At 47.8% G+C, this 24,404-nt stretch carries 21 protein-coding genes and 2 riboswitches; of the genes, 19 read left to right on the top strand and 2 right to left on the bottom strand.

Annotated features, from left to right (window positions below):
- The first annotated feature begins 104 nt into the window (after window positions 1-104).
- On the top strand, window positions 105-1,358 hold the full coding sequence (metK, locus tag ABV409_RS00885; protein WP_353875623.1) for a methionine adenosyltransferase: 1,254 nt from the start codon (window positions 105-107) through the stop codon (window positions 1,356-1,358).
- Between the two features lie 8 nt (window positions 1,359-1,366).
- On the opposite strand, the gene ABV409_RS00880 is transcribed toward metK, so the two are convergent.
- Window positions 1,367-2,302 carry an ion channel gene (locus ABV409_RS00880; RefSeq protein WP_353875622.1) on the bottom strand — a complete coding sequence of 312 codons (936 nt, stop codon included), beginning with the start codon at window positions 2,300-2,302 and terminating at the stop codon, window positions 1,367-1,369.
- 117 nt (window positions 2,303-2,419) lie between these two features.
- On the opposite strand from ABV409_RS00880, the gene ABV409_RS00875 reads away from it, so the two are divergent.
- The 3 genes from ABV409_RS00875 to ABV409_RS00865 all read left to right on the top strand — a co-directional run bounded on the left by ABV409_RS00875 (window position 2,420) and on the right by ABV409_RS00865 (window position 5,142).
- Window positions 2,420-4,348 carry a CocE/NonD family hydrolase gene (locus ABV409_RS00875; RefSeq protein ID WP_353876868.1) on the top strand — a complete coding sequence of 643 codons (1,929 nt, stop codon included), beginning with the start codon at window positions 2,420-2,422 and terminating at the stop codon, window positions 4,346-4,348.
- An 85-nt stretch (window positions 4,349-4,433) separates the two neighbouring features.
- On the top strand, window positions 4,434-4,802 hold the full coding sequence (locus ABV409_RS00870) for a DUF2200 domain-containing protein (RefSeq protein ID WP_353875620.1): 369 nt from the start codon (window positions 4,434-4,436) through the stop codon (window positions 4,800-4,802).
- A 46-nt stretch (window positions 4,803-4,848) separates the two neighbouring features.
- Complete coding sequence (locus tag ABV409_RS00865; RefSeq protein ID WP_353875619.1) at window positions 4,849-5,142, top strand: YdhR family protein; 294 nt, start codon at window positions 4,849-4,851, stop codon at window positions 5,140-5,142.
- A 3-nt stretch (window positions 5,143-5,145) separates the two neighbouring features.
- Here the strand turns inward: ABV409_RS00865 and ABV409_RS00860 are convergent, their stop codons facing one another.
- Entirely contained in the window at window positions 5,146-5,847 is a 702-nt protein-coding gene (locus ABV409_RS00860; protein ID WP_353875618.1) for a CPBP family intramembrane glutamic endopeptidase, read from the bottom strand.
- 220 nt (window positions 5,848-6,067) lie between these two features.
- Window positions 6,068-6,176, top strand: a riboswitch (SAM riboswitch).
- A 107-nt stretch (window positions 6,177-6,283) separates the two neighbouring features.
- Between ABV409_RS00860 and ABV409_RS00855 the strand changes: the two genes are divergently transcribed.
- The 15 genes from ABV409_RS00855 (at window position 6,284) to metF (ending at window position 24,367) form a co-directional block, all read left to right on the top strand.
- Window positions 6,284-7,582: an O-acetylhomoserine aminocarboxypropyltransferase/cysteine synthase family protein gene (locus ABV409_RS00855; protein ID WP_353875617.1), complete on the top strand. Its 1,299-nt coding sequence runs from the start codon at window positions 6,284-6,286 to the stop codon at window positions 7,580-7,582.
- A 61-nt stretch (window positions 7,583-7,643) separates the two neighbouring features.
- Window positions 7,644-11,030: a bifunctional aspartate kinase/homoserine dehydrogenase I gene (gene thrA / locus ABV409_RS00850; protein WP_353875615.1), complete on the top strand. Its 3,387-nt coding sequence runs from the start codon at window positions 7,644-7,646 to the stop codon at window positions 11,028-11,030.
- 227 nt (window positions 11,031-11,257) lie between these two features.
- A complete protein-coding gene (locus ABV409_RS00845) occupies window positions 11,258-11,578 on the top strand; it encodes a GIY-YIG nuclease family protein (protein WP_353875614.1) in 321 nt (106 codons plus the stop codon).
- Between the two features lie 78 nt (window positions 11,579-11,656).
- Window positions 11,657-12,826 carry a trans-sulfuration enzyme family protein gene (locus ABV409_RS00840; protein WP_353875613.1) on the top strand — a complete coding sequence of 390 codons (1,170 nt, stop codon included), beginning with the start codon at window positions 11,657-11,659 and terminating at the stop codon, window positions 12,824-12,826.
- A 6-nt stretch (window positions 12,827-12,832) separates the two neighbouring features.
- Complete coding sequence (locus tag ABV409_RS00835; protein WP_353875612.1) at window positions 12,833-13,306, top strand: GNAT family N-acetyltransferase; 474 nt, start codon at window positions 12,833-12,835, stop codon at window positions 13,304-13,306.
- A gap of 54 nt (window positions 13,307-13,360) precedes the next feature.
- Window positions 13,361-13,783, top strand: coding sequence for an RrF2 family transcriptional regulator (locus tag ABV409_RS00830; RefSeq protein ID WP_353875610.1), 423 nt, complete (start codon window positions 13,361-13,363; stop codon window positions 13,781-13,783).
- A 148-nt stretch (window positions 13,784-13,931) separates the two neighbouring features.
- Window positions 13,932-14,555, top strand: a complete 624-nt coding sequence (locus ABV409_RS00825; protein WP_353875609.1) for a phosphoadenosine phosphosulfate reductase domain-containing protein — start codon at window positions 13,932-13,934, stop codon at window positions 14,553-14,555.
- 69 nt (window positions 14,556-14,624) lie between these two features.
- Window positions 14,625-16,715 carry a HEPN domain-containing protein gene (locus ABV409_RS00820; RefSeq protein WP_353875607.1) on the top strand — a complete coding sequence of 697 codons (2,091 nt, stop codon included), beginning with the start codon at window positions 14,625-14,627 and terminating at the stop codon, window positions 16,713-16,715.
- Window positions 16,708-17,469 (top strand): uroporphyrinogen-III C-methyltransferase, encoded by a 762-nt coding sequence (gene cobA / locus ABV409_RS00815; protein WP_353875606.1) that lies wholly within the window; start codon window positions 16,708-16,710, stop codon window positions 17,467-17,469. Before ABV409_RS00820 ends, cobA begins: the two co-directional genes overlap by 8 nt.
- Window positions 17,462-18,043 carry a precorrin-2 dehydrogenase/sirohydrochlorin ferrochelatase family protein gene (locus ABV409_RS00810; protein WP_353875604.1) on the top strand — a complete coding sequence of 194 codons (582 nt, stop codon included), beginning with the start codon at window positions 17,462-17,464 and terminating at the stop codon, window positions 18,041-18,043. Before cobA ends, ABV409_RS00810 begins: the two co-directional genes overlap by 8 nt.
- A 14-nt stretch (window positions 18,044-18,057) precedes the next feature.
- Entirely contained in the window at window positions 18,058-19,119 is a 1,062-nt protein-coding gene (locus ABV409_RS00805; protein WP_353875603.1) for an NAD(P)/FAD-dependent oxidoreductase, read from the top strand.
- Between the two features lie 142 nt (window positions 19,120-19,261).
- Window positions 19,262-19,364, top strand: a riboswitch (SAM riboswitch).
- A 75-nt stretch (window positions 19,365-19,439) separates the two neighbouring features.
- Window positions 19,440-20,441 (top strand): homocysteine S-methyltransferase family protein, encoded by a 1,002-nt coding sequence (locus ABV409_RS00800; protein WP_353875602.1) that lies wholly within the window; start codon window positions 19,440-19,442, stop codon window positions 20,439-20,441.
- A 3-nt stretch (window positions 20,442-20,444) separates the two neighbouring features.
- On the top strand, window positions 20,445-20,726 hold the full coding sequence (locus tag ABV409_RS00795; RefSeq protein ID WP_353875601.1) for an antibiotic biosynthesis monooxygenase family protein: 282 nt from the start codon (window positions 20,445-20,447) through the stop codon (window positions 20,724-20,726).
- A complete protein-coding gene (gene metH, locus ABV409_RS00790; protein WP_353875599.1) occupies window positions 20,727-23,417 on the top strand; it encodes a methionine synthase in 2,691 nt (896 codons plus the stop codon).
- Complete coding sequence (gene metF / locus ABV409_RS00785) at window positions 23,414-24,367, top strand: methylenetetrahydrofolate reductase [NAD(P)H] (protein ID WP_353875598.1); 954 nt, start codon at window positions 23,414-23,416, stop codon at window positions 24,365-24,367. The genes metH and metF overlap by 4 nt, the downstream gene beginning before the upstream one ends.
- The last annotated feature ends 37 nt before the right edge of the window (window positions 24,368-24,404 follow it).

The raw sequence follows: 24,404 nt of genomic DNA, 5'->3' as shown, positions 1-24,404 counted from the left end.
AACGAGGATGGATTTGGCTGATTGCAACCTCAGTAAAAAATGCTAAAAAGTGGTGTAAACTTCTTTGGACTTTCCCGTCAAATCCTTCCACAAAACCGATATGAATGCCCTATTTATTCACCTCCGAATCCGTTAGTGAGGGACATCCCGATAAAGTTGCCGATCAAATCAGCGACGCCTTGTTGGATAACTTTTTGGCCTTTGATCCCGATAGCAAGGTGGCTTGTGAGACCATGGTGACCACCGGTCAAGTGATATTGGCCGGAGAAGTCAAGAGCGGGACTTATTTGGATGTGCAGCACATCGCGCGTGACGTGGTGAACCGCATCGGCTACACCAAAGGTGAATACCAGTTCAGTGGTGATTCTTGCGGTGTGATTTCCTTGATCCACGAGCAATCACAAGACATCAACCAAGGTGTCGACCGGGCCTCCAAGGAAGAACAAGGGGCAGGTGACCAAGGCATGATGTTCGGCTATGCCAGCAAAGAGACGGCCAACTATATGCCACTTGCTTTGGATATTTCACATAAAATTCTCCAGGTCTTGGCCGATTTGCGGCGCGAGGGTACCGAAATTGGTTATCTGCGGCCCGATGCCAAAGCCCAGGTGACCATAGAATATTCAGACGACAACCGACCCCAACGGATCGATACCATCGTAGTGTCGACCCAGCATGACGATTTTGATGAAAACGGGGTAATGCTGGCGCAGATCAAAAAGGATTTGATCGATATATTGATGCCAAAGGTGAAGGCCCAATTCCCTGACGGGGTGCAGGCCTTGTTTACCGATGCAATCAATTACCACATTAACCCGACCGGTAAATTCGTCATCGGAGGACCCCATGGCGATACCGGTTTGACCGGACGTAAGATCATCGTGGATACCTATGGTGGTAAAGGGGCCCACGGTGGTGGGGCGTTCAGTGGAAAAGATCCCAGCAAAGTAGACCGCAGTGCCGCCTACGCCGCGCGACATGCCGCGAAGAACTTAGTGGCTGCCGGGGTAGCCGACGAGCTATTGGTACAAGTGAGTTATGCCATCGGGGTGGTCGAACCTACCTCGATTTTCGTTGACACCTATGGGACTTCGAAAACGGGATTAACGGATGGGGAAATCGCCGAAAAAGTAGCAGGACTTTTTGATATGCGTCCGTATGCCATTGAAAGCCGATTGAAACTCCGCAACCCGATCTATGCCGAAACGGCCGCCTATGGGCATTTCGGAAAGGAGCCCCGAACGGTGAACAAAGTCTTCGAATCGCCTTACAATGGTAGGGTTGAAAAAGAGGTCGAACTCTTCACTTGGGAAAAACTGGATCAAGTCGAATCGGTGAAGGCCGCTTTCGGACTTTGATAGTAGCTCTAGCTGTTCAATTCCGCCGTTTCGGTTACATCGAGCTGTCCGACATCAATGGTAAGGCCGCCATTCTCGCGGGTCACTGCATAAACGAACTTTTGGCCCCATTTGATTTCAGAAGCTTTATAGGAAGAACGGGAATATACGTTCTGTGAAGTCGATTCGTCAAAAGCCTTCATGGTCACGATAAATTCGGCATCTTTTTCCACCAACTGTCCTTGCTCGATCCCATGGAGTGGGCTGGTCTCTAAAATCGGATGTACGATGGTCCACATATAGGGCATAAAGGCCACCCGATCGCGTTCGAGTTCCAAGGCATAAAAATCGCGTAAGGTGGAGTTTTCCCGTTGCATGAAAAGGTTCAGCTGTACTTCCAGTTCCAACAGGTTGTTTTTTCGAGGGTTGACCACCCGAAACATGAAACCGTTCTTATCCTGATAAGGCGCGATTACCCCGTGTTCGCTGTATTGGATCATGGTGGTCGGTCTTGAAAATCGCCCGTAAAGCAAACCGGTTGCCAGTGCGAAACCCAACAACCCCAGCATGGATTCGATGGCGGCTACCGTATTGGCAAGGTTGCCTATCGGAGCGACACGGCCATAGCCCAAGGTGGTGATGGTCTGTGCACTGAAGAAAAAGGCCTCGATGAAGCCTTCGCTGGTCGAACCGGCCGCTACCCCGGTTAGGTTTTCGACCCCGATCAAGGTATAGGCAGTGGCAAAGATGAGGTTGATGCAGAAATAAGACAGCAAAACCACGATCAAAAAACGGTACCAAGGCATAGTGATCAAGGAGTGGAAATAGTTCAACCGCTCCCAAAAGGGGACGTTGATTTTTTTTACGTTGAACGAGCCGTCTTTGTTAATGGCCCGATACCCGCCGACATCGGCTTTGGTACCCAGCCCGAGATCGTTGTATTTCCCTTTTTTTTTCGTTGCCATGGATGTGTTGCTATGGGGCTAAAGATAGCGACTCCTTTTTTGGGAATCCAGTCGTTTTAAGAAGGCTTCCTGAAAAATGTTTAGTAGCTTTAGTTCTCAAAATTCCATTCCATGAAAATGATAGCTCGCAGCTACCTTGTCGCCTTGGTTTTTGGGCTGGCGCTTAGTTCGTGTACGAAAACCACGAAAACCGCAACTGCGGTAGAAGAAAACTTTGTCGCTGACAACTATACCAAACAAGAGGTCGATATCGAAATGCGTGATGGTGTCAAACTCCATACCACCATTTACGCACCCAAGGATACCTCAAAGGAGTACCCGATCGTGATGCAACGTACCCCGTATAGCTCGAGACCCTACGGGGAGGATGGATTCCGTTCTCGCATCGGCCCGAACGTGAACATGATGAAAGAAGGCTATATCGTGGTCTACCAAGATGTTCGCGGGCGTTGGTTGAGTGAGGGGCATTATGAGAACATGCGGGCCTATATCCCGAACAAAACCAGTGATGACCAAGTCGACGAAAGTTCGGATACCTATGATACCATCGAATGGTTGGTGAACAATGTCGCCAACAACAACGGCCGTGTCGGCTTATGGGGCATATCCTATCCCGGGTTTTACGCAACCTACGGTACCATCGACCCGCATCCGGCTCTGAAAGCCTCTTCGCCACAAGCCTGTATCGGCGATTTCTTTTTTGACGATTTTCACCATAACGGGGCGTATTTGTTGAGTTATTTCAGGGCGACATCCTTGTTCGGGACACCACGACCCAATAACGACAGTCCGATCGATACCGCCTGGTATACCCTGCCTGATATCGGCGCAGAAGACCAATACCAGTTCTTTTTGAATGCTGGCCCGCTCGAAAACTTGAATACCTTTTTCGAGTATGAAACCGCAGATACCCCAAAACTTCGGCCAGAGGGGATGACCGATGATTTCTTTTGGAACGAATTGAAGGAACACCCCAACTATGACGCCTTGTGGCAAAGTAGGGGGTTGATCCAGCATTTGGATAAAACCGACTCCCATGTGGCCACCATGATCGTTGGGGGGTGGTTCGATGCCGAAGATCTATATGGTCCTTTGGAAACCTATAAAAACATTGAAAAACACAATGAGGGCGCATACAATACCATGGTATTCGGTCCCTGGGACCATGGCCGATGGGCACGCCGTAGCGAACGTAACTTGGTCGGTAATTACTATTTCGGTGATTCGATTTCGACCTTTTACCAAGATCAAATCGAGACTAAATTCTTCCATCATTTCTTAAAAGGGGATGGTGGACCCGATAGCGGTTTGCCAGAAGCCTATGTTTTTGATACGGGGCGCAAAGATTGGCAGCAGTACGATTCGTGGCCTCCTGCCGGCGTGACCAAGCGAACCATGTACCTTTCGGAAGACGATGCTTTGACCACTGACTTGCAGGGGAATACGGGTGTCCAGTTCGTTAGTAACGTGAAAAAACCGGTTCCGTATTCAGAAGATATCAAATCGGTCTTCACCCCGCGTAAATACATGACCGATGACCAACGATTTGCGGCACGGCGTTCCGATGTGTTGGTCTTTGAGACCGAAGTCTTGGAAGAAGATCTTACCCTAGCCGGTGATATCATGGCCCATCTTAAGGTGGCCACAACGGGTACCGCAGCCGATTGGATCGTCAAGGTCGTCGATGTGCATCCTGAAAATGTAGCGACCAATGAGGAAATGCAAGATCACTTGAAGATGAGCAACTACCATTTGATGGTACGAAGTGAGGTGTTGCGGGGGCGTTTCCGCAATAGCTTTGCAAATCCGGAACCCTTTGTGCCGAACCAAAAAACCGATGTCGATATCAAATTGCAGGATGTATTCCATACCTTCAAGAAAGGGCATAAACTGCAAGTGCAAGTGCAAAGTACTTGGTTTCCGTTAATCGATTTGAACCCGCAGACCTATGTCGAGAATATCTTTAAGGCCAAGGAAAGCGATTTCAAGACCCAAACGCATACCGTTTTTACCGATTCGAATTTGGAGTTTACCGTATTGGAGTAGGGTGGTATCTTAGTATCGTTAGTCTTCGCAAAGCCTTAAGTTGAATGGATAAAGGAACCAGGGATTAATTTAAACCGATGTATTCATGAAAGTCACCGCTGAAAAAAACGAAAAAGTGGGAAATATGGTATTTGGATCTATTTACCCCCACTACGTGAACAAATTGGAGAAGAAAGGACGTACCAAAGAGGAACTGCACCAGGTCATCGAATGGCTCACCGGTTTCGATGAAGCCACCTTGCTCCGACATATGGAAGACAAGATCACCTTTAAGACGTTTTTCGAACAGGCGAACATCCATCCCAACGCCCATATGATCAAAGGGGTCATCTGCGGTTACCGCATTGAAGATATCGATGACGAATTCGAATTGTACCGACAATGCCGCTATCTCGACAAACTGGTCGATGAATTGGCCAAGGGTAGAAAGATGGAGAAAATCATGCGGCAATAAGTTCGTGAAGATCTATATCAACCATTGAATCCAAAAAAAGAAAAACATGATACTACAGTTCATCCGATTGCGGTCGAAGCTGCCTGAAGCCGAGTTGCTCCAAAAAGCAAAAGAACGCGAACCTCGCTTTAGGGCCATTCCAGGGCTGCTCCAAAAGTACTATGTCAAGCTTGAGGGTGAAGGCAATTTCGGAGGGGTTTACGTTTGGGATTCCGCGGCTTCCATGCAGGCATACAAAGTGTCGGATTTGGCGAAGAGCATCCCGGAGGCCTATGGGGTTACCGAAGCTCCGGCCATGGAATTCATGGACATTCTCTTTCGACTTCGGGAAGCCGAATAACGGTCAATCGATATCGGTTCGGTCCGAACGGTAGCGTTTCATGACAAACCAACACACGGCACCAGGAACCGCAATCGTCTGGAAAAGAAAAAAGAACAATTGTTCCCATCCTCCCAACTCTTGGCCTTCGACGTCGGGCACGAAGAGCGAATCCCCCAAAGGGCCCGAAGAAAAAACCACGATACTCATGACGATCCATCCGAAGTGCAACCCAAGGGGTACGAGCAGCGATTTGCTTTTCGCAAAGGCATAGGCGAACATCCACCCGGCCGCTCCTGTCAATAAAAACACATAGGCCATGGGAATCACTCCCCGACCGAACATTTGATAGCTGAACCAGTGGTAGATCCCGAAAGCGGTTGCGCTGATCAGGCATGCCCATCGGTCTCCCAACCATTTGATCAACAGGTAGAGTAAGGCCCCACGAAAAATAAGTTCTTCGAACAACGCGGCCTTGAAGGTCCACCAAAGCGCGAAGGATCCTTCTGAAAGTCCGTATTCGGGGTTGCGCAAGTAGACGATCCCTTTGAAATAAGCTTGCCCCAGTTGGTTGAACGTACAGGAAAACGCCATAAAGAGCATTCCGAGTACGAACAGGTACAAACGATCTCGGTTCGGAACGATACCCAAAACCGTAATGGGTTCCCTTCTTAAGATCCACAACAACACGACGGAAAAGACAAAGGCGACAAGAACTCCTAGCATCGGAATATTGGCTTTAGGTTTGGAAAGTTACCCAAATTGTTGAAAATGGGATGCGTTGTCTATTGGAACCCAACACGATTCCGAATCGAAATCGGATTTGGGTTTCCCAAAGCGTTTTTATTCCTTCGCTTGCCAGGTTTTTGTGAAATTTTTCAAAACGATTAGGAAATTCGAAAATTCTGCCGTTATCTTTGTGGCATAAGTTCAAACACGTATTGAATAGTTATCAAGAAAGGTGGAGGGAATAGACCCTATGAAGCCTTAGCAACCCTTGACCCCTAGTGTCAAGAAGGTGCTACATTCTATCCCCGCAAGGGAAAAGATAGCAACCGTCGATCATTGTCGACTTCACTTTCTTATAACTTTTTGATTTGGTCAGCTCCCTTGGGGTAGGCTTCGTGTTTTTAAATCATTTGTAACTAAAAATTTAAAAACCATGAGTGATCAAAATTTTTCAAAAGCGACCAATGCCCTTCATGCGGGTCATGATGTCAAAGCTAATGCCGGTACCCGTGCGGTACCCCTTTACCAGAGTACGGCCTACGTATTCAACGATTCCGATCATGCGGCCAACTTATTCTCTTTGGCCGAATTCGGTAATATCTACACCCGGATCAACAATCCGACGAACGATATCCTTGAACAACGGCTTGCGGCCCTTGAGGGGGGGGTCGCCTCCGTGGTGACCGCTTCCGGCACCGCAGCGATCAATACCGCCCTGTTGGTGCTGTTGAAATCAGGAGACCATATTGTCGCCTCGAATAGTTTGTATGGAGGTACGTATAACCTGTTGAGCGTAACCTTACCACGCCTAGGGATTACCACCACTTTCGTCGATCCCAATGATCCGGAGAATTTCGGCAAGGCGGTCCAAGAAAACACCCGGGCCATTTTCGTTGAATCGCTGGGGAACCCGAAATTGGATGTTTTGGATCTAAAGGCCATTTCATCGGAAGCCAAAAAAGCGAAAGTTCCGTTCATTGTTGATAATACCGTGGCCACCCCGGCCCTCTTGAATCCGATCGAGCACGGGGCGAACATCGTCATCCATTCATTGACCAAATACATCAATGGAAACGGTACGGCTTTAGGTGGAGTGATCATCGATGCCGGAACCTTTGACTGGGCCAATGGTAAGTTTCCTGAATTCACCGAACCATCCGCAGGGTATCATGGGTTGGTTTACCACGATGCCTTGGGGGCCGCTGCCTTTATCGCCAAAGTGCGTATCGAAGGCTTGCGTGATCATGGAGCGGCGCTAAGTCCGTTCAATGCCTTTCAGATCATCCAAGGATTGGAAACCCTGGAAGTACGCATCAAGAAGCATAGTGAGAATGCCCTGGCCTTGGCGCAATGGCTTGAAAACAGAAAGGAAGTTGCCTGGGTGAACTATCCGGGTTTGCCTTCAAGTAAATACAAGGCCCAAGCCGATGCCTATTTGCCGAACGGTCAGAGTGGTATCGTCACCTTTGGGGTGAAAGGAGGATACGAGTCTGCGAAAAAAATCGCAGACAACACCCAACTGTTCTCCCTCTTGGCCAATATCGGCGACAGTAAATCATTGATCATCCATCCGGCGAGTACGACCCATCAGCAGTTAGACGATGCGTCTCAAGAAGCCACCGGGGTGACCAAAGACCTGATACGTCTCTCCGTCGGATTGGAGGCCTTGTCCGATTTGCAAGCCGATTTGGAAGCCGCCTTCGCGACCATCGATGCTTCCGTCTTTGCCTAAAAAAGGAAATAGCCTTACAACAGTGGTTTGAACCTAAACAAAGCGATCGATACATACGTCCATGTTGCAACAACTGAACATACCCGATTTTACCACGCTTAGTGGGCATACCCAAGACTTGGAATTGTCTTACGAAACCTTTGGTCCGGCCTTAGGTCAGGCACCCATTGTTTTGGTCAACCATGCCTTGACGGGCAATTCACAGGTAGCAGGTGAAAACGGCTGGTGGTCCGATATTATCGGGGTGGGCAAACGCATCGATACCGATAGGTACACCGTTTTGGCCTTCAATATTCCCGGTAACGGTTATGACGGTTTTGTGGTCGAGGCTTACAAGGAGTTTGTGGCCGGTGATGTGGCGCGTATTTTTCTGGAAGGACTGGCGCAGCTGCGAATATCAAGGCTCTTTGCCATAATCGGAGGGTCTTTGGGCGGGGGCATCGCTTGGGAAATGGCCGTTCTCGACCCCAGTATTACCGAACACTTGATCCCCGTGGCCTCCGATTGGAAATCGACCGATTGGTTGATCGCCAATTGTCAGATCCAAGAACAAATCTTGAACAACTCCAAAGAGCCCGTACATGATGCGCGCATGCATGCCATGCTTTGCTATCGTACCCCGGAGTCTTTCAAAGAACGCTTTCAAAGAAGTACCAATGAAGAATTACAGGTGTTCAATGTAGAGAGCTGGTTGATGCACCACGGGAAGAAATTGCAAGAACGTTTCCAATTGTCGGCCTACAAATTGATGAACCAGTTGTTGAAGACCATTGACGTGACGCGCCAAGATGAACATGCTTTCGTGGCCCTGCAGCAAAGTGCCACCAAAATCCATATCATCGGGGTAAATTCCGATTTGTTCTTTAGCGCTGAGGAGAATAAAGAGACCTATCGTAGAATCGCCCAAGCCAATTCCAAAGTGACTTATGGCGAGGTGCAATCAGTACATGGCCACGATGCATTTTTGATGGAGTTCGATCAATTGGACCAGCTCTTGGCCCCGGTATTTCCAAAACCCGATGAAGGGCAAGCATGGAAGGTGCTGAAATTCGGTGGAAAATCCCTTCGAAACGATGGGGGTATTGAAAAAGTGGTCGAAAGTATCATAAAGCAACTCAAAGAAGGGGAGCGTATCGCGGTCGTACTTTCGGCTCGTGGAAAGTCTACCGATACCTTGGAAAAATTATTGGAAAGGGCCGCTAAGGGGAAGTCCGTTGAAGCGAAACTGGAAGAATTCATCGCTTACCAACAACAGCCCGCTCCCGATTTTCTTTTGGATTCGGAAGTCGACGCTTTACGACAGAAGTTGGAAGGGGTCGGACTTATCGGTGATTACAGTCTGAAGACCAAAGATGCCGTGCTGGCCGTTGGTGAACTCCTTTCTACCCGTTTGGTGGTCAAGCTCCTTCGCGACAGGGGTATCAAGGCCGTAGCGGTCGATACCCGTGGGTTGTTCCATACCGATAGCGGGTTTGGCAACGCTACGGTCGATGAAGCGGTTTCCAAGATCCAGGTAATCCAACGGTTTTCCACCTTCAAGGCCGATGAGGTTCCGATTGTGACCGGGTTTATTGCAGCCAACGAAGCAGGGGAGACCACGACTTTAGGCCGGAATGGAAGCAATTATTCCGCCGCCTTATTGGCCAATTACCTCGATGCGGATGAATTGCGGAACTTCACCCATGTGGATGGCATCTATACGGCGAATCCCGATTTGGTGCCCGACGCCCAGATCATCGATGACCTCAGTTATAGCGAAGCCAATGAATTGGCCAATTTCGGAGCATCGATCTTGCATGCGAAAACGATCATTCCCTTGTTGGAAAAGAATATCCCCCTGCGTATTTTGAACACCTTCAATCCTAATTCGAAGGGTACTTTGATCGGGGCCGAAAGTAATCACGATGGCATCAAATCGATATCGGTTATCGAAAAGCGGGCGCTGATCCATTTGGAAGGACGCGGACTTTTAGGCAAGGTGGGTGTTGATGCTAGGATTTTCGGAAGCCTGGGAAGACGGGGTATCAATGTGGGTATCATTTCACAAGGCTCTTCTGAACGGGGCATCGGTCTGGTCGTTGATGCCTCTCGGGCCGATGAGGCCAAGCGAACCCTTGAAGAAGAATTCGATACCGATTATTCGGCACGTGATGTCAGTACCATACGGGTCGAAAAAGAAGTTTCCGTTGTTTCTATTGTGGGCGAAGACCTGAGTTCCTTCCATAAACCCTACAATGCGCTGATAAAGAATAAGATCGTTCCCCTGTTGTTCAACAATACCGTTTCAGGTAAAAATGTGAGTCTCGTGGTACGGAATGCGGATTTGAACAAGACGCTAAACGTTATTCACGGTCAGTTGTTCGGAATCGCGAAGAAGGTGAACTTGGCCGTTTTCGGTCATGGAACGGTTGGCGGCACCCTGATCGATCAGCTGTTGGATTCCAAATCCGAGATCGAAGCACGCAAGGACATCAGTCTCCATATTTTCGCCATTGCCAACTCGAAAAAAGTGTTGTTGTCAGCAACCGGAATCGGCAGTGAATGGAAATCGGAAATTGAAGCCCATGGTTGCCCTTACACCTTGGAGGATATCGTTCAATATGCCCAAGACCATCATCTTGAAAACCTGATCGCCATCGATAATACGGCAAGCGGTTCGTTTGTTGGGGACTATGAAGACTTGATCGCCGCCGGTTTTGATATGGTGTCATCGAATAAGATCGCCAATACCCTGGGCATCGATTTTTACCGTGGGATTCGCAAAGCGCTGCGCAAAAACCAAAAGCAATATTTGTACGAGACGAATGTCGGGGCGGGCCTGCCCCTGATCGATACCATCAAACTCCTGCATTTATCAGGAGAGAACATTACCCGGATCAAAGGGGTCTTTTCAGGTTCGCTAAGCTATGTTTTCAATACCTTTTCGGCCACGGATGTTGCATTTTCGGATATCGTTCTGCAAGCCATGGAAAAGGGGTATACCGAGCCGGATCCCCGAGAAGATCTTTCAGGTAATGATGTGGGCCGAAAATTATTGATTTTGGCGAGGGAACTGGATCTCGCCAATGAATTTGAGGATATTGAAATTCAGAACCTCGTACCCGAAGCATTGAAAGATATCCCAGGGGATGGTTTCATAGAACGTATCAAAGAACTTGATAGGCATTATGAGACCATTAAAAAAACCGTTTCGCCAGGTGAGGTGTTGCGCTATGTAGGCGAATTACACGGTGACCTCCAAAAAGAGAAAGGGATTTTGGAAGTCAAGTTGATTGCGGTACCTCAAGAAAGTGCCCTAGGGCAAGTGAAGGGTTCCGACTCGATTATCGAGATTTACACCGATTCTTATGGCGACCAGCCCTTAGTGATACAGGGAGCCGGTGCCGGGGCAGCGGTTACAGCCAGAGGGGTTTTCGGCGATATTTTACGTATCGCTGAAAAATTGTAATGCGGTCACTGAGCGGAGTCGAAGTGAGCGGAGTCTAAGTGAGCGTATTCGAAGTGATAAATGAAAGAGAAAGGATTTAGTTTTATAATGTGAAGATTTATTTGGTAAGTTTTGAAGAGGTGAAACACACTAATTATAAGGAATAAAGAACCAAAATTGCCTTCGACTCCGCTCAGGCACCTAAAGAACCGGCCACTGAGCGTAGTCGAAGTGATTACATTATAAAAATGAAGGGATACGTTTATATACTGGAATGTTCAGATGGTAGCTTTTATGTTGGAAGTACGGTTAATTTGGAACAAAGAATCTTGCAACATCAAAATGGAGAAGGTGCGAATTATACAAGAAAAAGAGTACCGGTCAAGTTGGTATATGTGGAACAATATTTGAGAATTGATACTGCATTTATTCGGGAGAAACAACTGAAGAAGTGGTCAAGAATTAAAAAGCAAGCCCTTATTAATGGGGAGTTGGAAAAACTACCCAAATTAGCAACATGTATGAATGATTCCCATTTCAGATTCTTTAAAGAAACGGATAAGTGCTAGTCACTAGAATTCGTTACCACTTCGGTCCCTGAGCGGAGTCGAAGGGAGCGTAATCGCAGTGACCCTTGAAAAGTAAATATGGAAAATAGAAAATTCGAAACCGCGGCAATACGCGACCAATTGGAACGCACCCAGTACCTTGAACATTCTTCGCCCATGTTCTTGACGTCGAGTTATGTATTCGAAGATGCCGAGGATATGCGCGCATCTTTCGCCGAAGAGAAGGAACGGAATATTTATTCGCGTTACTCAAATCCGAATACCTCTGAATTCGTACAAAAGGTTTGCCGAATGGAAGGGGCAGAAGCCGGATTCGCCTTTGCCTCGGGTATGGCTGCCGTATTTTCGACCTTCGCGGCCCTTTTGAAAAGTGGCGATCATATCCTTTCTGCCCGAAGTGTTTTCGGATCGACCCACAGTCTGTACACTAATTTTTTTCCGAATTGGGATATCGACACCTCCTTTTTCGAAGCCGATGATCTGAGTAGGGTAGAAGGGCTGATCCAGCCGAATACCAAGGTGCTCTACGTAGAATCACCTACCAATCCGGGTGTGGATGTGATCGATCTGGAATCCCTGGGGGCCATTGCCAAAAAGCATGGTTTGGTCTTTATCGTAGATAATTGTTTCGCATCACCGTACCTACAGCAGCCGATTCGATTCGGTGCTGATTTGGTCATCCATTCCGGAACAAAACTCATGGATGGACAAGGCCGCGTTCTTGCCGGTATTACCGTAGGTTCGGCCGAATTGATCGAAAAGATTTATCGATTCTCCAGGATTACCGGCCCGGCATTGTCGCCTTTTAATGCCTGGATCTTATCGAAAAGCCTTGAAACCCTCGCCGTACGCGTTGATCGACACTGTGACAATGCACTACGCTTGGCGACTTTTCTTGAAGGGCACGAGCGGGTGAATTGGGTGAAGTATCCCTTCTTGAAATCGCATCCGAACCATGCCATAGCCAAAAAGCAGATGAAGGCCGGTGGTTGTGTGGTCGCTTTTGAGGTCAAAGGCGGATTGGCTGCGGGGAAAAGCTTTTTTAATGCCATACAGCTCTTGTCATTATCGGCGAATTTGGGCGATTCGCGCAGTATCGTTACGCATCCCGCATCGACGACCCATAGCAAGCTGACCGAAGCCGAACGATTGAAAGTGGGTATTACTGACGGCATGGTGCGGGTGTCGGTCGGATTGGAGCACCATGAGGATATTATTTCGGATATTGGACAAGCATTGGAAAAATAACGAACCATGTTGCAAGACCAGGTCCATATCGTACCCTTTGAATCGCCCTACGCCAAAGACTTCGCGCGATTGAATATCGAATGGCTTGAGAAATTCTTTGCGGTTGAACCCCATGACGTGGAGTTGATGGAAGACTGCGAAGCCAATATCATTGGGAAAGGCGGACATATCTTCTTTGCGAAATTAGGTGACGAAGTCGTTGGTACGGTGGCTTTGATTCCCCTAGTGAAGGGGGTTTTCGAACTGGGTAAAATGGCCGTATCATCGCAGTACCAAGGCTTGAAAATCGGACAATTGCTGATGAAGCGGTGTATCGATTTCGGCAGGGGACAAGGATGGTCGAAAATCGTTTTGTATTCCAATACCACCCTTCAAAATGCGATTTATATTTATCGGAAATACGGTTTCGTGGAAGTCGAAATGGAAGAGAACCCGCCGTATGAACGTGGTGACATCAAGATGGAATTCGTCATCGAATAAGCGCGCATCCCTTCGTGCAAAAGCCTTTGCGTTAATTTTTCATATCTTAGTCGGATGCTGTCCAAAAAGACCAAATACGGATTAAAGGCGTTGACGTATCTGGCCGCCCAAGAAAACCGAGATCCCGTTCAGATAGCTGAAATCGCATCCCACGAGAACATTTCCCAGAAATTTTTGGAAAGCATCTTGCTTACTTTAAGAAGAAATGGCATGTTGGGTTCCAAGAAAGGCAAAGGGGGCGGGTACTACCTGATCAAAGAACCCGAACAGATTCCGATGACGGCCGTTATGCGTATTTTGGAGGGCCCCATAGCCATGGTGCCTTGCGTCAGCTTAAACTTCTACGAAAAATGTGATGATTGCCCGAACGAAGGGGCTTGTTCGGTCTTCCGTTTGATGCTAAAGGTCCGAGATGCCAACCTAGAGGTATACCGAAATACCTCACTGGCCGATTTAATCGCAAAGCAACCCTCCTAAGACTGAAAAAACCGCAATGTGCATCCATCAAAACAAATAATCTATTAAAACTATAGGACAAATAAATATTTATCGTGATTTTAACGAATTCAACGAAATATTTGTCCTATGTTTGTTACCCTAGTAAAACAGTAGAGAATAAGGAGCTATGGCGCTACAATTGGATTTGGAATATTATAACAGGCAGTTCAGGGGCATTCCCCCTGAAGAGATCATCGGTTGGGCGATCCAACTATCGGAACGTCGTATCGTGACTACCAGTTTTGGCAAATATTCCGCGGTGTTGTTGAATACGTTTAGCATCAACGACCCCAAAGTAAAGGTGATTTGGTGTGATACGGGTTATAACCTACCTGAAACCTACGAGCACGCGGCGTACCTGACGCAACGGTTGAATTTGGATCTGCATACCTATGTGCCAAAAGAAACCAAAGCGTATACCGAACACCGCTTGGGTTTTCCGACAGCAGATCAACCGGAGCATTCCGAGTTTTCCGAAATCGTCAAATTGGAACCGTTTAGAAGGGCCTTGGCCGAACACCAACCTGAAATTTGGTTTACCAACATCCGCATCCGCAAAACCGAGCTACGGACTTCCAAAGACATTTTAAGCTATAGTAAGGAGGGTATTTTGAAGGTCAGTCCGTTTTACTATTGGTCCGATGAAGACCTCGATGACTATTTAGAGGCCCATGAACTCCCGAAAAACAGTACCTATTTCGATCCCGTCAAGGCTTTGGAGTCGCGTGAATGCGGCATCCACCTGACCTGATCCATGCCAAATACCAGCAGGGAAACGTTTATTTTAATAGTCTATAAAAATAATAGGAAAAATAGGATAATGCAAAGCTTCAGAACCGAAATAGAAAATCCAGTCGTCGAACGCGATATCATTGATTTGGAACGAAAGATCAAGTTGTTCAATGAAGGGAACATGGATGAAGAAAAGTTCCGTAGTCTTCGTCTTGCCCGTGGGGTATATGGACAGCGACAGCAAGGGGTTCAGATGATCAGGATCAAACTGCCTTATGGTAAGGTGACAGCAGATCAACTGCTTCGTATCTGTGATGTTTCGGATGAATATTCCACCGGAAGGTTGCATATCACTACGAGACAAGATATCCAAATTCACTATGTCGACTTGGAGCGGACCCCAGAATTATGGGCACAGCTCGAAAAGGACCAGGTGACCCTTCGGGAAGCTTGTGGCAATACCGTGCGTAACGTTACGGCAAGTGAAACCGCAGGGATAGATCCCGATGAGCCTTTTGATGTTTCACCATACGCCCAAGCGGTTTTCGAGTATTTTTTGCGAAACCCCATCGGTCAGGAAATGGGAAGGAAGTTCAAGGTTTCCTTTTCGGCAACGGATGCCGATACCGGACTGTCATACATGCATGATCTGGGTTTTATCGCCAAAGTCGACAACGGAAATAGAGGATTTAAAGTAATGATAGGCGGCGGATTGGGATCGCAACCGCGTCATGCCGATGTGTTGTATGAATTTTTAGCCGAAGATCAAATCATTCCGCTAATGGAAGGGGTCATACGGGTATTCGATCGGTATGGGGAGCGGAAGAGTAGGGCAAAGGCCCGAATGAAGTTTCTGATCAAGAATATCGGTTTGGAAGCGTTCAAAGCGCTGCTCGACAACGAGCGACAAGCCATTCCGATAGTCAGTTATCCCATTGCGGTGGAGACCTATCCCAAAGTACAGCTAGCCGAAGCCGAAGCCAAAGCCGCCAAAATCGACGATGAAGATCGCTACTTGGCGTGGAAATCGAACAATGTCATCCCGCAGAAGCAACAGGGCTATGTGGCGATAGGGGTCAAGGTACTCTTAGGGGATTTTTATACCGATAAAGCCAGGCAATTGGCCAACTTGGTCAAGCAATATGCCGCTTCCGAAATCCGGTTGTCGTTGCGACAAAACATCTTGATACCCCATGTTAAAGAGGCGATGCTTCCTTGGTTCTTCCAAGAACTCGACAAGTTGGGCTTTGCCGACCCTGGGTATAATAAAGCCCTTGATATTACCGCCTGCCCGGGTACCGATACCTGCAATCTTGGTATTGCAAGCAGTACCGGTATTGCCGCCAAGTTGGAATCCGTCATCAAAGAAGAATACCCTTCCTATGTCAACAACCCTGATTTGGTGATTAAGATCAGTGGATGCATGAACGCGTGTGGGCAACACAACATGGCCCATATCGGGTTTCAAGGTATGAGCATCCGTACCAAAGACAAATTGGTGGCCCCTGGGTTACAAGTACTGTTGGGAGGAGGTAACCATGGCAATGGCCGGGCGACCTTCGCCGACAAGGTGGTGAAAATACCAAGTAAACGTGGCCCGGAAGCACTGCGGTTGATATTGGATGATTACGAAAGCAATGGTCGCGGACTGGGTTTTGAGGAGTACTATGCCGAAAAGGGTGAAGCGTATTTTTATGAGCTTTTGAAACACCTTTCGAACGTTGATAATTTGGTTACCGACGACTTTATCGACTGGGGCAATGCGGAACGCTATAAAAAAGAAATCGGGATCGGAGAATGTGCCGGGGTCATCGTGGATCTTGTGGCGACTTTATTTTTCGAAAGCCAAGAAAAGATCGATCAAGCAACTGAAGCGTACGGTCTAGGCAAGTGGGCCGCGAGTATCTATTATAGCTATCAATCGATGGTGAATTCGGCAAAGGCCCTTTTGACCGCCGAAAAAGTGAAAACGAATACCCATTCGAGTATCATCAAGGATTTTGACCGCTTGTTTATTGAAACGGCGAAGATCCCGGCGATTTCGAATTTTGGGGATTTGGTATTGCAGTTGAACAAAAACCGGCCTGACGAGGCATTCGCCAAAGCCTATTTGGAAGATGCCAAGGCTGTTTTAGAGCAACTGGAAGCCTACCGTAAATTGGAATTGGAGCATGTTTGAAAAAGGAAAATTAAGTGTGGTAGGGGCCGGTCCCGGGGCTGTGGATCTAATTACCCTTCGTGGAATTTCGGTACTGCGAAGCGCCGATGTGGTCTTGTATGACGCTTTGATCGATAAACGATTGCTTGATCATGCACCACAGGCCGAAAAGATCGACGTGGGCAAACGGAAAGGCTGTTACCGCTATATGCAAGAACAGATCAACGAACTGATCGTGCAACGTGGAACCCAAGGCAAACATGTAGTGCGATTGAAAGGCGGAGATCCTTTTGTATTCGGACGTGGGGCCGAGGAGCTGGCTTTTGCGGCTTCGCATGGGATGGAGGTAGCCGTGGTGCCGGGCATCTCTTCATCGGTAGCCGTACCCGCCATGCAACATATTCCGGTAACCAAACGCGGGGCCGCCGAGAGTTTTTGGGTCATTACCGGAACCACCAAAGAACACAAGCTGTCTTCAGATATCGCATTGGCAGCCCGATCGAACGCGACCGTGGTCATTTTGATGGGGATGTCTAAACTCGACGAGATCATGGCCTGTTTCATAAAAGAAGGAAAAGCGGATACCCCGGTTGCGATCATTCAAGCGGGTACGACCGCGGAAGAAAAAATAGGAATTGGCACTGTTGCTTCGATTGAATCCAAGGCAAGGGAGCAACAGCTGTCCAATCCCGCGATCATTATCATTGGCGAAGTCGTCAACCACAGGCAACGACTCTTGCATATTGCGAACGAACAACTGGTCACCCATGAATGAACGAAATACGCTATATCCGATTTTTTTGAAAACCTCCCAATTGGAGATTTTGATCGTTGGTGGGGGCAATGTCGCCGAAGAGAAATTGCATTTTTTGACGAAATCAAGTCCGGATGCCAAGGTGACTTTAATCGCTCCTTTTGTGCGGGAAGCTACCTTGACCCTAGCAAAGGCCTTTAATGTCGAAATCATCGAACAGCGGTATGATGCCAACCTGCTCTATGGAAAGCATATGGTCATCGCAACCACCGATGATCCCCAGGTAAACGAACAAGTATACCAAGATTGTAGAAAATTGAACATTTTGGTCAACGTGGCCGACAACCCACCTTTGTGTGATTTTTATATGGGCGGAATCGTCAATAAAGGCCATGTGAAAATAGCCATTTCAACCAATGGTAAATCACCGACTACGGCCAAGAGGCTCCGACAATTCTTTGAACAGGTGCTCCCTGATAATATCAGCGATATGGTCGAATATCTAAACAGTTATCGAAAAAGGCTGACCGGTGATTTTGAGGAAAAAGTCAATAAAATGAATGAAATCACCGAGAAATTGGTGCAAAACGCATAAAAAAGAACTAAAAAATGATAAAAACGGATATTTTGATTATTGGCGCGGGACCAACGGGACTCTTTACGGTCTTTGAAGCAGGACTCCTTAAAATGAAGTGCCATTTGATCGACGCCTTAGCAGAGCCTGGGGGGCAATGTGCTGAAATCTATCCTAAAAAACCGATCTATGATATTCCGGCCTATCCCGAAATCCTGGCCGGTGATTTGGTTACACGCTTATTGGAACAGATCAAACCCTTCGATGCGGGCTATACCTTAGGAGAAAGGGCCGATACCCTTGAAAAGCAAGATGATGGTTCCTTTATCGTGACCACGAATAAAGGTACGAAGCACCATGCCCCGGTAGTGGTCATTGCAGGAGGTCTGGGTTCCTTTGAACCTAGAAAGCCCCAAATCGAAAATTTAGCGTCTTACGAAGAAAAAGGGGTTTCCTATATCATCAAAGACCCCGAAGTCTATCGAAACAAGAAGGTAGTCATCGCAGGCGGTGGGGATTCGGCTTTGGATTGGTCCATTTTCTTGGCCGATATCGCCTCCGAAGTCACCTTGGTACACCGCAGGAACGAGTTCAGGGGTGCTTTGGATTCTGTTGAAAAAGCCCGTGAACTTGCCCAGATCGGTAAGATCAAGTTGTTCACCAAGGCCGAGGTCAAAGAACTGCATGGTGAAGAGGAACTTAAAGCAGTGGTCATCAAGTACACCGATCCTGAAAAAGCACCGGAATATTTGGAAGTCGATCACTTCATCCCCTTGTTCGGTCTTTCCCCCAAACTGGGACCCTTGGGGAATTGGGGACTCGAAATCGAGAAAAACGCCATTAAGGTCAACAACGCCAAGGATTACCAAACGAACATTCCCGGGGTTTTTGCGATTGGGGATGTCAATACCTACGAAGGGAAACTCAAGTTGATCTTATCGGGCTTTCATGAAGCCGCGGTCATGTGCCAATATGCCTATAAGATCATCAACCCTGACAAAAGGTTCGTCATGAAGTATACGACTGTCGGGGGAGTGGAAGGATTCGACGGCACCAAAAAAGAAGCAAAGAAAGAAGTGGTGCAAAGCATCGCTTAAATGTGGGGTTATTCATCAGCGAGAAACCTTCCCGGATTCAGATCGGGAAGGTTTTTTGGTTTTAAGACCAAAAACAAGGGGAATAATTTGGTTTTGATTTTTACCTAACGTTACTTTGCGTTTCAGTTCATTATAGATTGAATAGTTATCAAGAAAGGTGGAGGGAATAGACCCTTTGAAGCCTTAGCAACCCTCGACTTCGAGAAGGTGCTACATTCTATTCCGGTTAAGGAAACAGATGACGTCAACGGCCTTTAGGTCTTCTGCACATTCATTTTCCTTGGTAACGTTCCGGTCAAATTAAAAATGACCCAAAGGATATGAATACGATATATGATATTTTGGAAGAACGGATCCTGGTGTTGGATGGTGCGATGGGCACGATGTTACAACGCTATGGGTTCGACGAATCGGATTTTAGGGGGGAGCGCTTTAAAGACTGGCCTAATCCTTTGCAAGGAAACAATGACCTGTTATCGTTGACCCAACCCCAAGCCATTGCCGAAGTACATCGAAAATACTTCGAAGCGGGCGCCGATATCGTGGAAACCAACACCTTTTCAGGAACGACCATTGCCATGGCCGATTATGCGATGGAGGACTTGGTCTATGAATTGAATTTCGAATCAGCCAAAATTGCAAAACAGGTCGCTGATGAAATCACGGAAAAAAATCCGGATAAACCTCGCTTCGTAGCAGGAACCATGGGACCTACCAACAAGACGGCCAGTCTTTCACCCGATGTTAACGATCCAGGCTTTCGGGCCGTTTCATTCGACGATCTTAGAAGAGCGTACAAGGAACAGGCCGGGGCTTTGATTGATGGCGGGGCCGATATGCTGATGGTCGAGACCATATTCGACACCCTGAATGCCAAAGCGGCCTTGTTCGCCATCGAAGAGCTTAAGGAAGAACGTGGTTTGGATATCCCGATTATGGTCAGTGGTACGATCACCGATGCCTCCGGGCGCACCTTGTCAGGTCAGACTGCCGAGGCTTTTTTGATTTCGGTATCGCACATTCCCTTACTCTCCGTCGGGTTCAATTGCGCTTTAGGGGCCAAACAACTCACTCCATATCTAGAGGTTTTGGCAGCAAAAGCGGATTTCTACATATCGGCCTACCCGAATGCGGGACTTCCGAATGCCTTTGGCGAATATGACGAGACCGCAACGATGATGGCAGCGCAGATCCGTGAATATTTAGAGAAACAACTGGTCAATATCGTCGGCGGGTGTTGCGGAACCACCCCGGAACATATCAAGGCGATGGCCGACATCGTGGCTGACTATAAACCACGCAAAAAATTGTTGCAATTCTGAACCATGATTTTGGAAGTAGCCATATTACCCGTACAATTAGAACGGCAAGCAGCGTTTGAACGCAGTTTTGCCCAAGCGGAACGTATCCTAATTGGAATGAAGGGGTACATCGGCCACGAATTGAAAAAGGGTATCGAACGTAAAGACCAATACATATTGTTGGTGCGATGGCAAAGCTTGGAAGATCATGAAGTCGGTTTTCGAAAATCAAAGGAATATCAAGAATGGAAGCGGTTGTTACATCATTTTTACAATCCGTTCCCTGAAGTACTACATTACCACTGAATGGCAGATCGTAAAACGAAATATCTGAAATTAAGCGGCCTTGAACCCCTGGTCATCACCCCCGAAAGCAATTTCATCAATGTGGGTGAACGTACCAATGTGGCCGGATCCCGAAAGTTTCTTCGATTAATCAAGGAAGATCGCTATGAGGAAGCCCTTCAGATTGCCAGACATCAGGTCGAAGGAGGGGCACAGATCATCGATGTCAATATGGATGATGGGTTGATCGACGGTAAGGAGGCCATGGTCAAATTCCTGAATTTGGTGGTCGCTGAACCTGACATTGCCCGGGTACCCATCATGATCGATTCCTCCAAATGGGACATCATCGAAGCCGGGCTACAAGTGGTCCAGGGCAAGTGCGTCGTCAATTCGATAAGCCTAAAAGAAGGTGAAGAGGTCTTTATGAAACAAGCGACCTTGATCAAGCGCTATGGTGCTGCCGTGATCGTAATGGCTTTTGATGAAGTCGGTCAAGCCGATACCCTAGAGCGTCGTATCGAAATTGCCGAACGCTCCTATCGAATTTTGGTCGACCAGGTCAAGTTCGCCCCTGAAGACATTATTTTCGATTTGAACATTTTTCCCGTGGCGACGGGTATGGATGAACACAAACGAAATGCACTCGATTTCATCGAGGGCACGCGATGGGTCCGTGAAAACCTTCCCTATTGCAGTGTCAGTGGAGGCGTCAGCAATGTCTCCTTCTCGTTTCGAGGTAACGATCCGGTTCGTGAGGCCATGCATTCGGTCTTTCTTTTCCACGCCATTAAGGCAGGTATGAATATGGGTATCGTCAATCCAGCGATGTTGGAGGTGTATGATGACATTCCAAAGGAGTTGCTCGAACATGTCGAAGATGTGATCTTGAACCGTAGGGACGATGCCACTGAACGCTTATTGGAGTTTGCCCAGACCGTTCAGGGTAAGGCCAAAGAAACCACGGTAGACTTGTCTTGGCGTAACGAGCCCTTACAGGCGCGCATTACCAGGGCCTTGGTCAAAGGAATCGATGAATACATCGTTGAAGATGTCGAAGAAGCCCGACAACAAGCTTCACGACCCTTGGCCGTTATCGAAGGGCATTTGATGACCGGCATGAACGTGGTAGGCGATTTGTTCGGCAGTGGAAAAATGTTTTTGCCCCAAGTCGTGAAATCGGCCCGGGTCATGAAGAAGGCCGTGGCCCATTTGACCCCATTTATAGAAGAAGAAAAAGATGCCGATACCAAATCGGCCGGTAAGATATTGATGGCCACGGTCAAAGGGGATGTGCACGACATCGGTAAGAACATCGTATCGGTGGTTTTGGCTTGTAACAACTATGAGATCGTTGATTTGGGCGTCATGGTGCCCCCGGAGAAGATCATAGCAAAAGCCATTGCGGAACAGGTCGATATCATCGGTTTGAGTGGATTGATCACCCCTTCACTTGATGAGATGGTGTTTTTGGCCAAAGAAATGGAGCGTCAAGATTTCAAAGTGCCCTTACTGATCGGTGGGGCAACGACAAGTAAGGCCCATACGGCAGTCAAGATCGATCCGGTCTACAGCCATGCGGTCGTACACGTAAACGATGCTTCGAGGGCGGTTACCGTTGTGGGCGATCTATTGCACCAAGGCAATTCCGATACCTATAAACATGCTGTCAAGCTCGATTATGAAAGTTTTAGGGAGAAGTTCTTGGGAAGAAAAAAACAACAAGCGTTCTTGGATGTTCAAGCTGCGCGCAACAACAAAATCCGTTTGGACTTTTCGGGGGAGACGATTTCGAGGCCACGTCATTTGGGAGTCCAAGTTTGGGATGATTTCGATCTGTCGAAGTTGGAGGAGTTCATCGATTGGACCCCTTTCTTTCGATCCTGGGACCTCCATGGTAAATACCCTGATATCTTGCAAGATGCCGTAGTGGGTGAGCAGGCCACGGAGTTGTTCGCTGATGCCAGGAGCATGCTGGCCGAGGTGCTTGCAAAACGACAATTGAAAGGCAAGGCCGTATTCGGTTTGTTTCCGGCGAATCAGGTGGATGACGATGATATTGAAGTGCGGGTAGCGAACGGAAACAAAGAAACCCTTTACCATTTTAGGACCCTCCGACAACAACTCAAAAAGCGGGATGGGGTGCCGAACATCGCCTTGGCCGATTTCGTTGCGCCCAAAAATAAAGGTATACAGGATTATGTAGGCTGTTTTTGTGTGAGTGCCGGGTTTGGTACCCGTGAACTGGCCGAGGACTTTGAAAGACAACACGACGATTACAGCGCGATCATGATCAAAGCACTTGCCGATCGGTTGGCCGAAGCCTTTGCCGAATACCTACACAAAGAAGTGCGGACCACCCATTGGGGGTATGCCCAAGAAGAACGATTCGATAACGACGAATTGATCGAAGAGCGGTACCAAGGTATCCGTCCGGCACCAGGGTATCCTGCCTGTCCGGATCATTTGGAGAAATTGACCATTTGGGAAATACTCGATGTGGCGGCTACCATTGGGGTGACCTTGACCGAAAGTTTGGCCATGTGGCCAGCAGCAAGTGTAAGTGGCTATTATTTTGCCCATCCCGAAGCGAAATATTTCGGATTGGGTAAGATCAAGGACGATCAAGTCGCCGACTTCGCCAATAGAAAAGGAATCGAACTTGGGGTCGCCCAGAAATGGTTGGCCCCCAATATAGCGGAAGAGCAATGAAAGTAACCGAGCATATCGAACAGGCCAAAGGGGATACCTTGTTCAGTTTTGAGATCATTCCCCCGGTCAAAGGCAAAAGCATCCAAGAACTTTACGACAACATCGATCCTTTGATGGAATTCGATCCACCCTTCATTGATGTCACGACTTCACGTGAAGAATATGTGTACATCGATCGTGATGGTCTGCTGGATAAAAAACTCACGAGAATGCGGCCAGGTACCTTGGGCATATGCGCCGCGATCAAGCATAAATATGATGTTGACGCCATACCCCATGTGCTTTGCGGCGGATTCACCAAAGAGGAAACGGAGTATCTCTTGGTCGATTGCCATTATTTGGGGATCGACAACGTCATGGCACTTCGAGGTGATGCCATGAAGGAGGAACGGTACTTCGAACCTTCGCACGGGGGGCATCTTTACGCCTCAGATCTGGTCAAACAGATCACTGACTTGAATCAAGGCAATTACTTGCATGAGGTCATCGAAACCGACAACTGTGCCGATTTTTGTATCGGGGTGGCCGGTTATCCTGAAAAACACATGGAAGCGCCTTCGCTCCGCACCGATTTAAAGCGATTGAAAGAGAAGGTCGAATTGGGTGCCGACTATGTAGTGACCCAAATGTTTTTTGACAACAAGAAGTATTTTGAATTCGTCGATGCGGCAAGGGCTATGGGCATCACGGTACCCATTATACCCGGTATCAAACCCATTGCCATAAAAAAGCACCTGCAATTGTTGCCCCAGGTATTTCGTGTCGATATCCCCGAACAATTGATAGAAGCCGTTGAACGCTGCGATACCAACAAGCAAGTACGTCAGGTCGGCGTCGAATGGTGTATCGAACAATCCAAGGAACTTAAAAAGGCGGGAGTACCCGTATTGCACTATTATTCCATGGGAAAATCAGACAATATTAAGGCCATTGCCCAAGCGGTTTTCTAGGGTTGCAATTTGGGCCGACACCCCATATTCTAGATCC

Source organism: Flagellimonas algarum, from assembly GCF_040513375.1.
Lineage (GTDB): Bacteria > Bacteroidota > Bacteroidia > Flavobacteriales > Flavobacteriaceae > Flagellimonas_B > Flagellimonas_B algarum.
Note: the sequence above shows the minus strand (reverse complement) of the source record. Positions and strands in the feature narration are given on the sequence as shown.

Excerpts from the sequence above, each read along its gene's own strand:
- metK (WP_353875623.1), top strand. The coding sequence starts at position 105 with ATGCCCTATTTATTCACCTCCGAATCCGTTAGTGAGGGACATCCCGAT.
- ABV409_RS00880 (WP_353875622.1), bottom strand. The coding sequence starts at position 2,302 with ATGGCAACGAAAAAAAAAGGGAAATACAACGATCTCGGGCTGGGTACC.
- ABV409_RS00875 (WP_353876868.1), top strand. The coding sequence starts at position 2,420 with ATGATAGCTCGCAGCTACCTTGTCGCCTTGGTTTTTGGGCTGGCGCTT.
- ABV409_RS00870 (WP_353875620.1), top strand. The coding sequence starts at position 4,434 with ATGAAAGTCACCGCTGAAAAAAACGAAAAAGTGGGAAATATGGTATTT.
- ABV409_RS00865 (WP_353875619.1), top strand. The coding sequence starts at position 4,849 with ATGATACTACAGTTCATCCGATTGCGGTCGAAGCTGCCTGAAGCCGAG.
- ABV409_RS00860 (WP_353875618.1), bottom strand. The coding sequence starts at position 5,847 with ATGCTAGGAGTTCTTGTCGCCTTTGTCTTTTCCGTCGTGTTGTTGTGG.
- ABV409_RS00855 (WP_353875617.1), top strand. The coding sequence starts at position 6,284 with ATGAGTGATCAAAATTTTTCAAAAGCGACCAATGCCCTTCATGCGGGT.
- thrA (WP_353875615.1), top strand. The coding sequence starts at position 7,644 with ATGTTGCAACAACTGAACATACCCGATTTTACCACGCTTAGTGGGCAT.
- ABV409_RS00845 (WP_353875614.1), top strand. The coding sequence starts at position 11,258 with ATGAAGGGATACGTTTATATACTGGAATGTTCAGATGGTAGCTTTTAT.
- ABV409_RS00840 (WP_353875613.1), top strand. The coding sequence starts at position 11,657 with ATGGAAAATAGAAAATTCGAAACCGCGGCAATACGCGACCAATTGGAA.
- ABV409_RS00835 (WP_353875612.1), top strand. The coding sequence starts at position 12,833 with ATGTTGCAAGACCAGGTCCATATCGTACCCTTTGAATCGCCCTACGCC.
- ABV409_RS00830 (WP_353875610.1), top strand. The coding sequence starts at position 13,361 with ATGCTGTCCAAAAAGACCAAATACGGATTAAAGGCGTTGACGTATCTG.
- ABV409_RS00825 (WP_353875609.1), top strand. The coding sequence starts at position 13,932 with ATGGCGCTACAATTGGATTTGGAATATTATAACAGGCAGTTCAGGGGC.
- ABV409_RS00820 (WP_353875607.1), top strand. The coding sequence starts at position 14,625 with ATGCAAAGCTTCAGAACCGAAATAGAAAATCCAGTCGTCGAACGCGAT.
- cobA (WP_353875606.1), top strand. The coding sequence starts at position 16,708 with ATGTTTGAAAAAGGAAAATTAAGTGTGGTAGGGGCCGGTCCCGGGGCT.
- ABV409_RS00810 (WP_353875604.1), top strand. The coding sequence starts at position 17,462 with ATGAATGAACGAAATACGCTATATCCGATTTTTTTGAAAACCTCCCAA.
- ABV409_RS00805 (WP_353875603.1), top strand. The coding sequence starts at position 18,058 with ATGATAAAAACGGATATTTTGATTATTGGCGCGGGACCAACGGGACTC.
- ABV409_RS00800 (WP_353875602.1), top strand. The coding sequence starts at position 19,440 with ATGAATACGATATATGATATTTTGGAAGAACGGATCCTGGTGTTGGAT.
- ABV409_RS00795 (WP_353875601.1), top strand. The coding sequence starts at position 20,445 with ATGATTTTGGAAGTAGCCATATTACCCGTACAATTAGAACGGCAAGCA.
- metH (WP_353875599.1), top strand. The coding sequence starts at position 20,727 with ATGGCAGATCGTAAAACGAAATATCTGAAATTAAGCGGCCTTGAACCC.
- metF (WP_353875598.1), top strand. The coding sequence starts at position 23,414 with ATGAAAGTAACCGAGCATATCGAACAGGCCAAAGGGGATACCTTGTTC.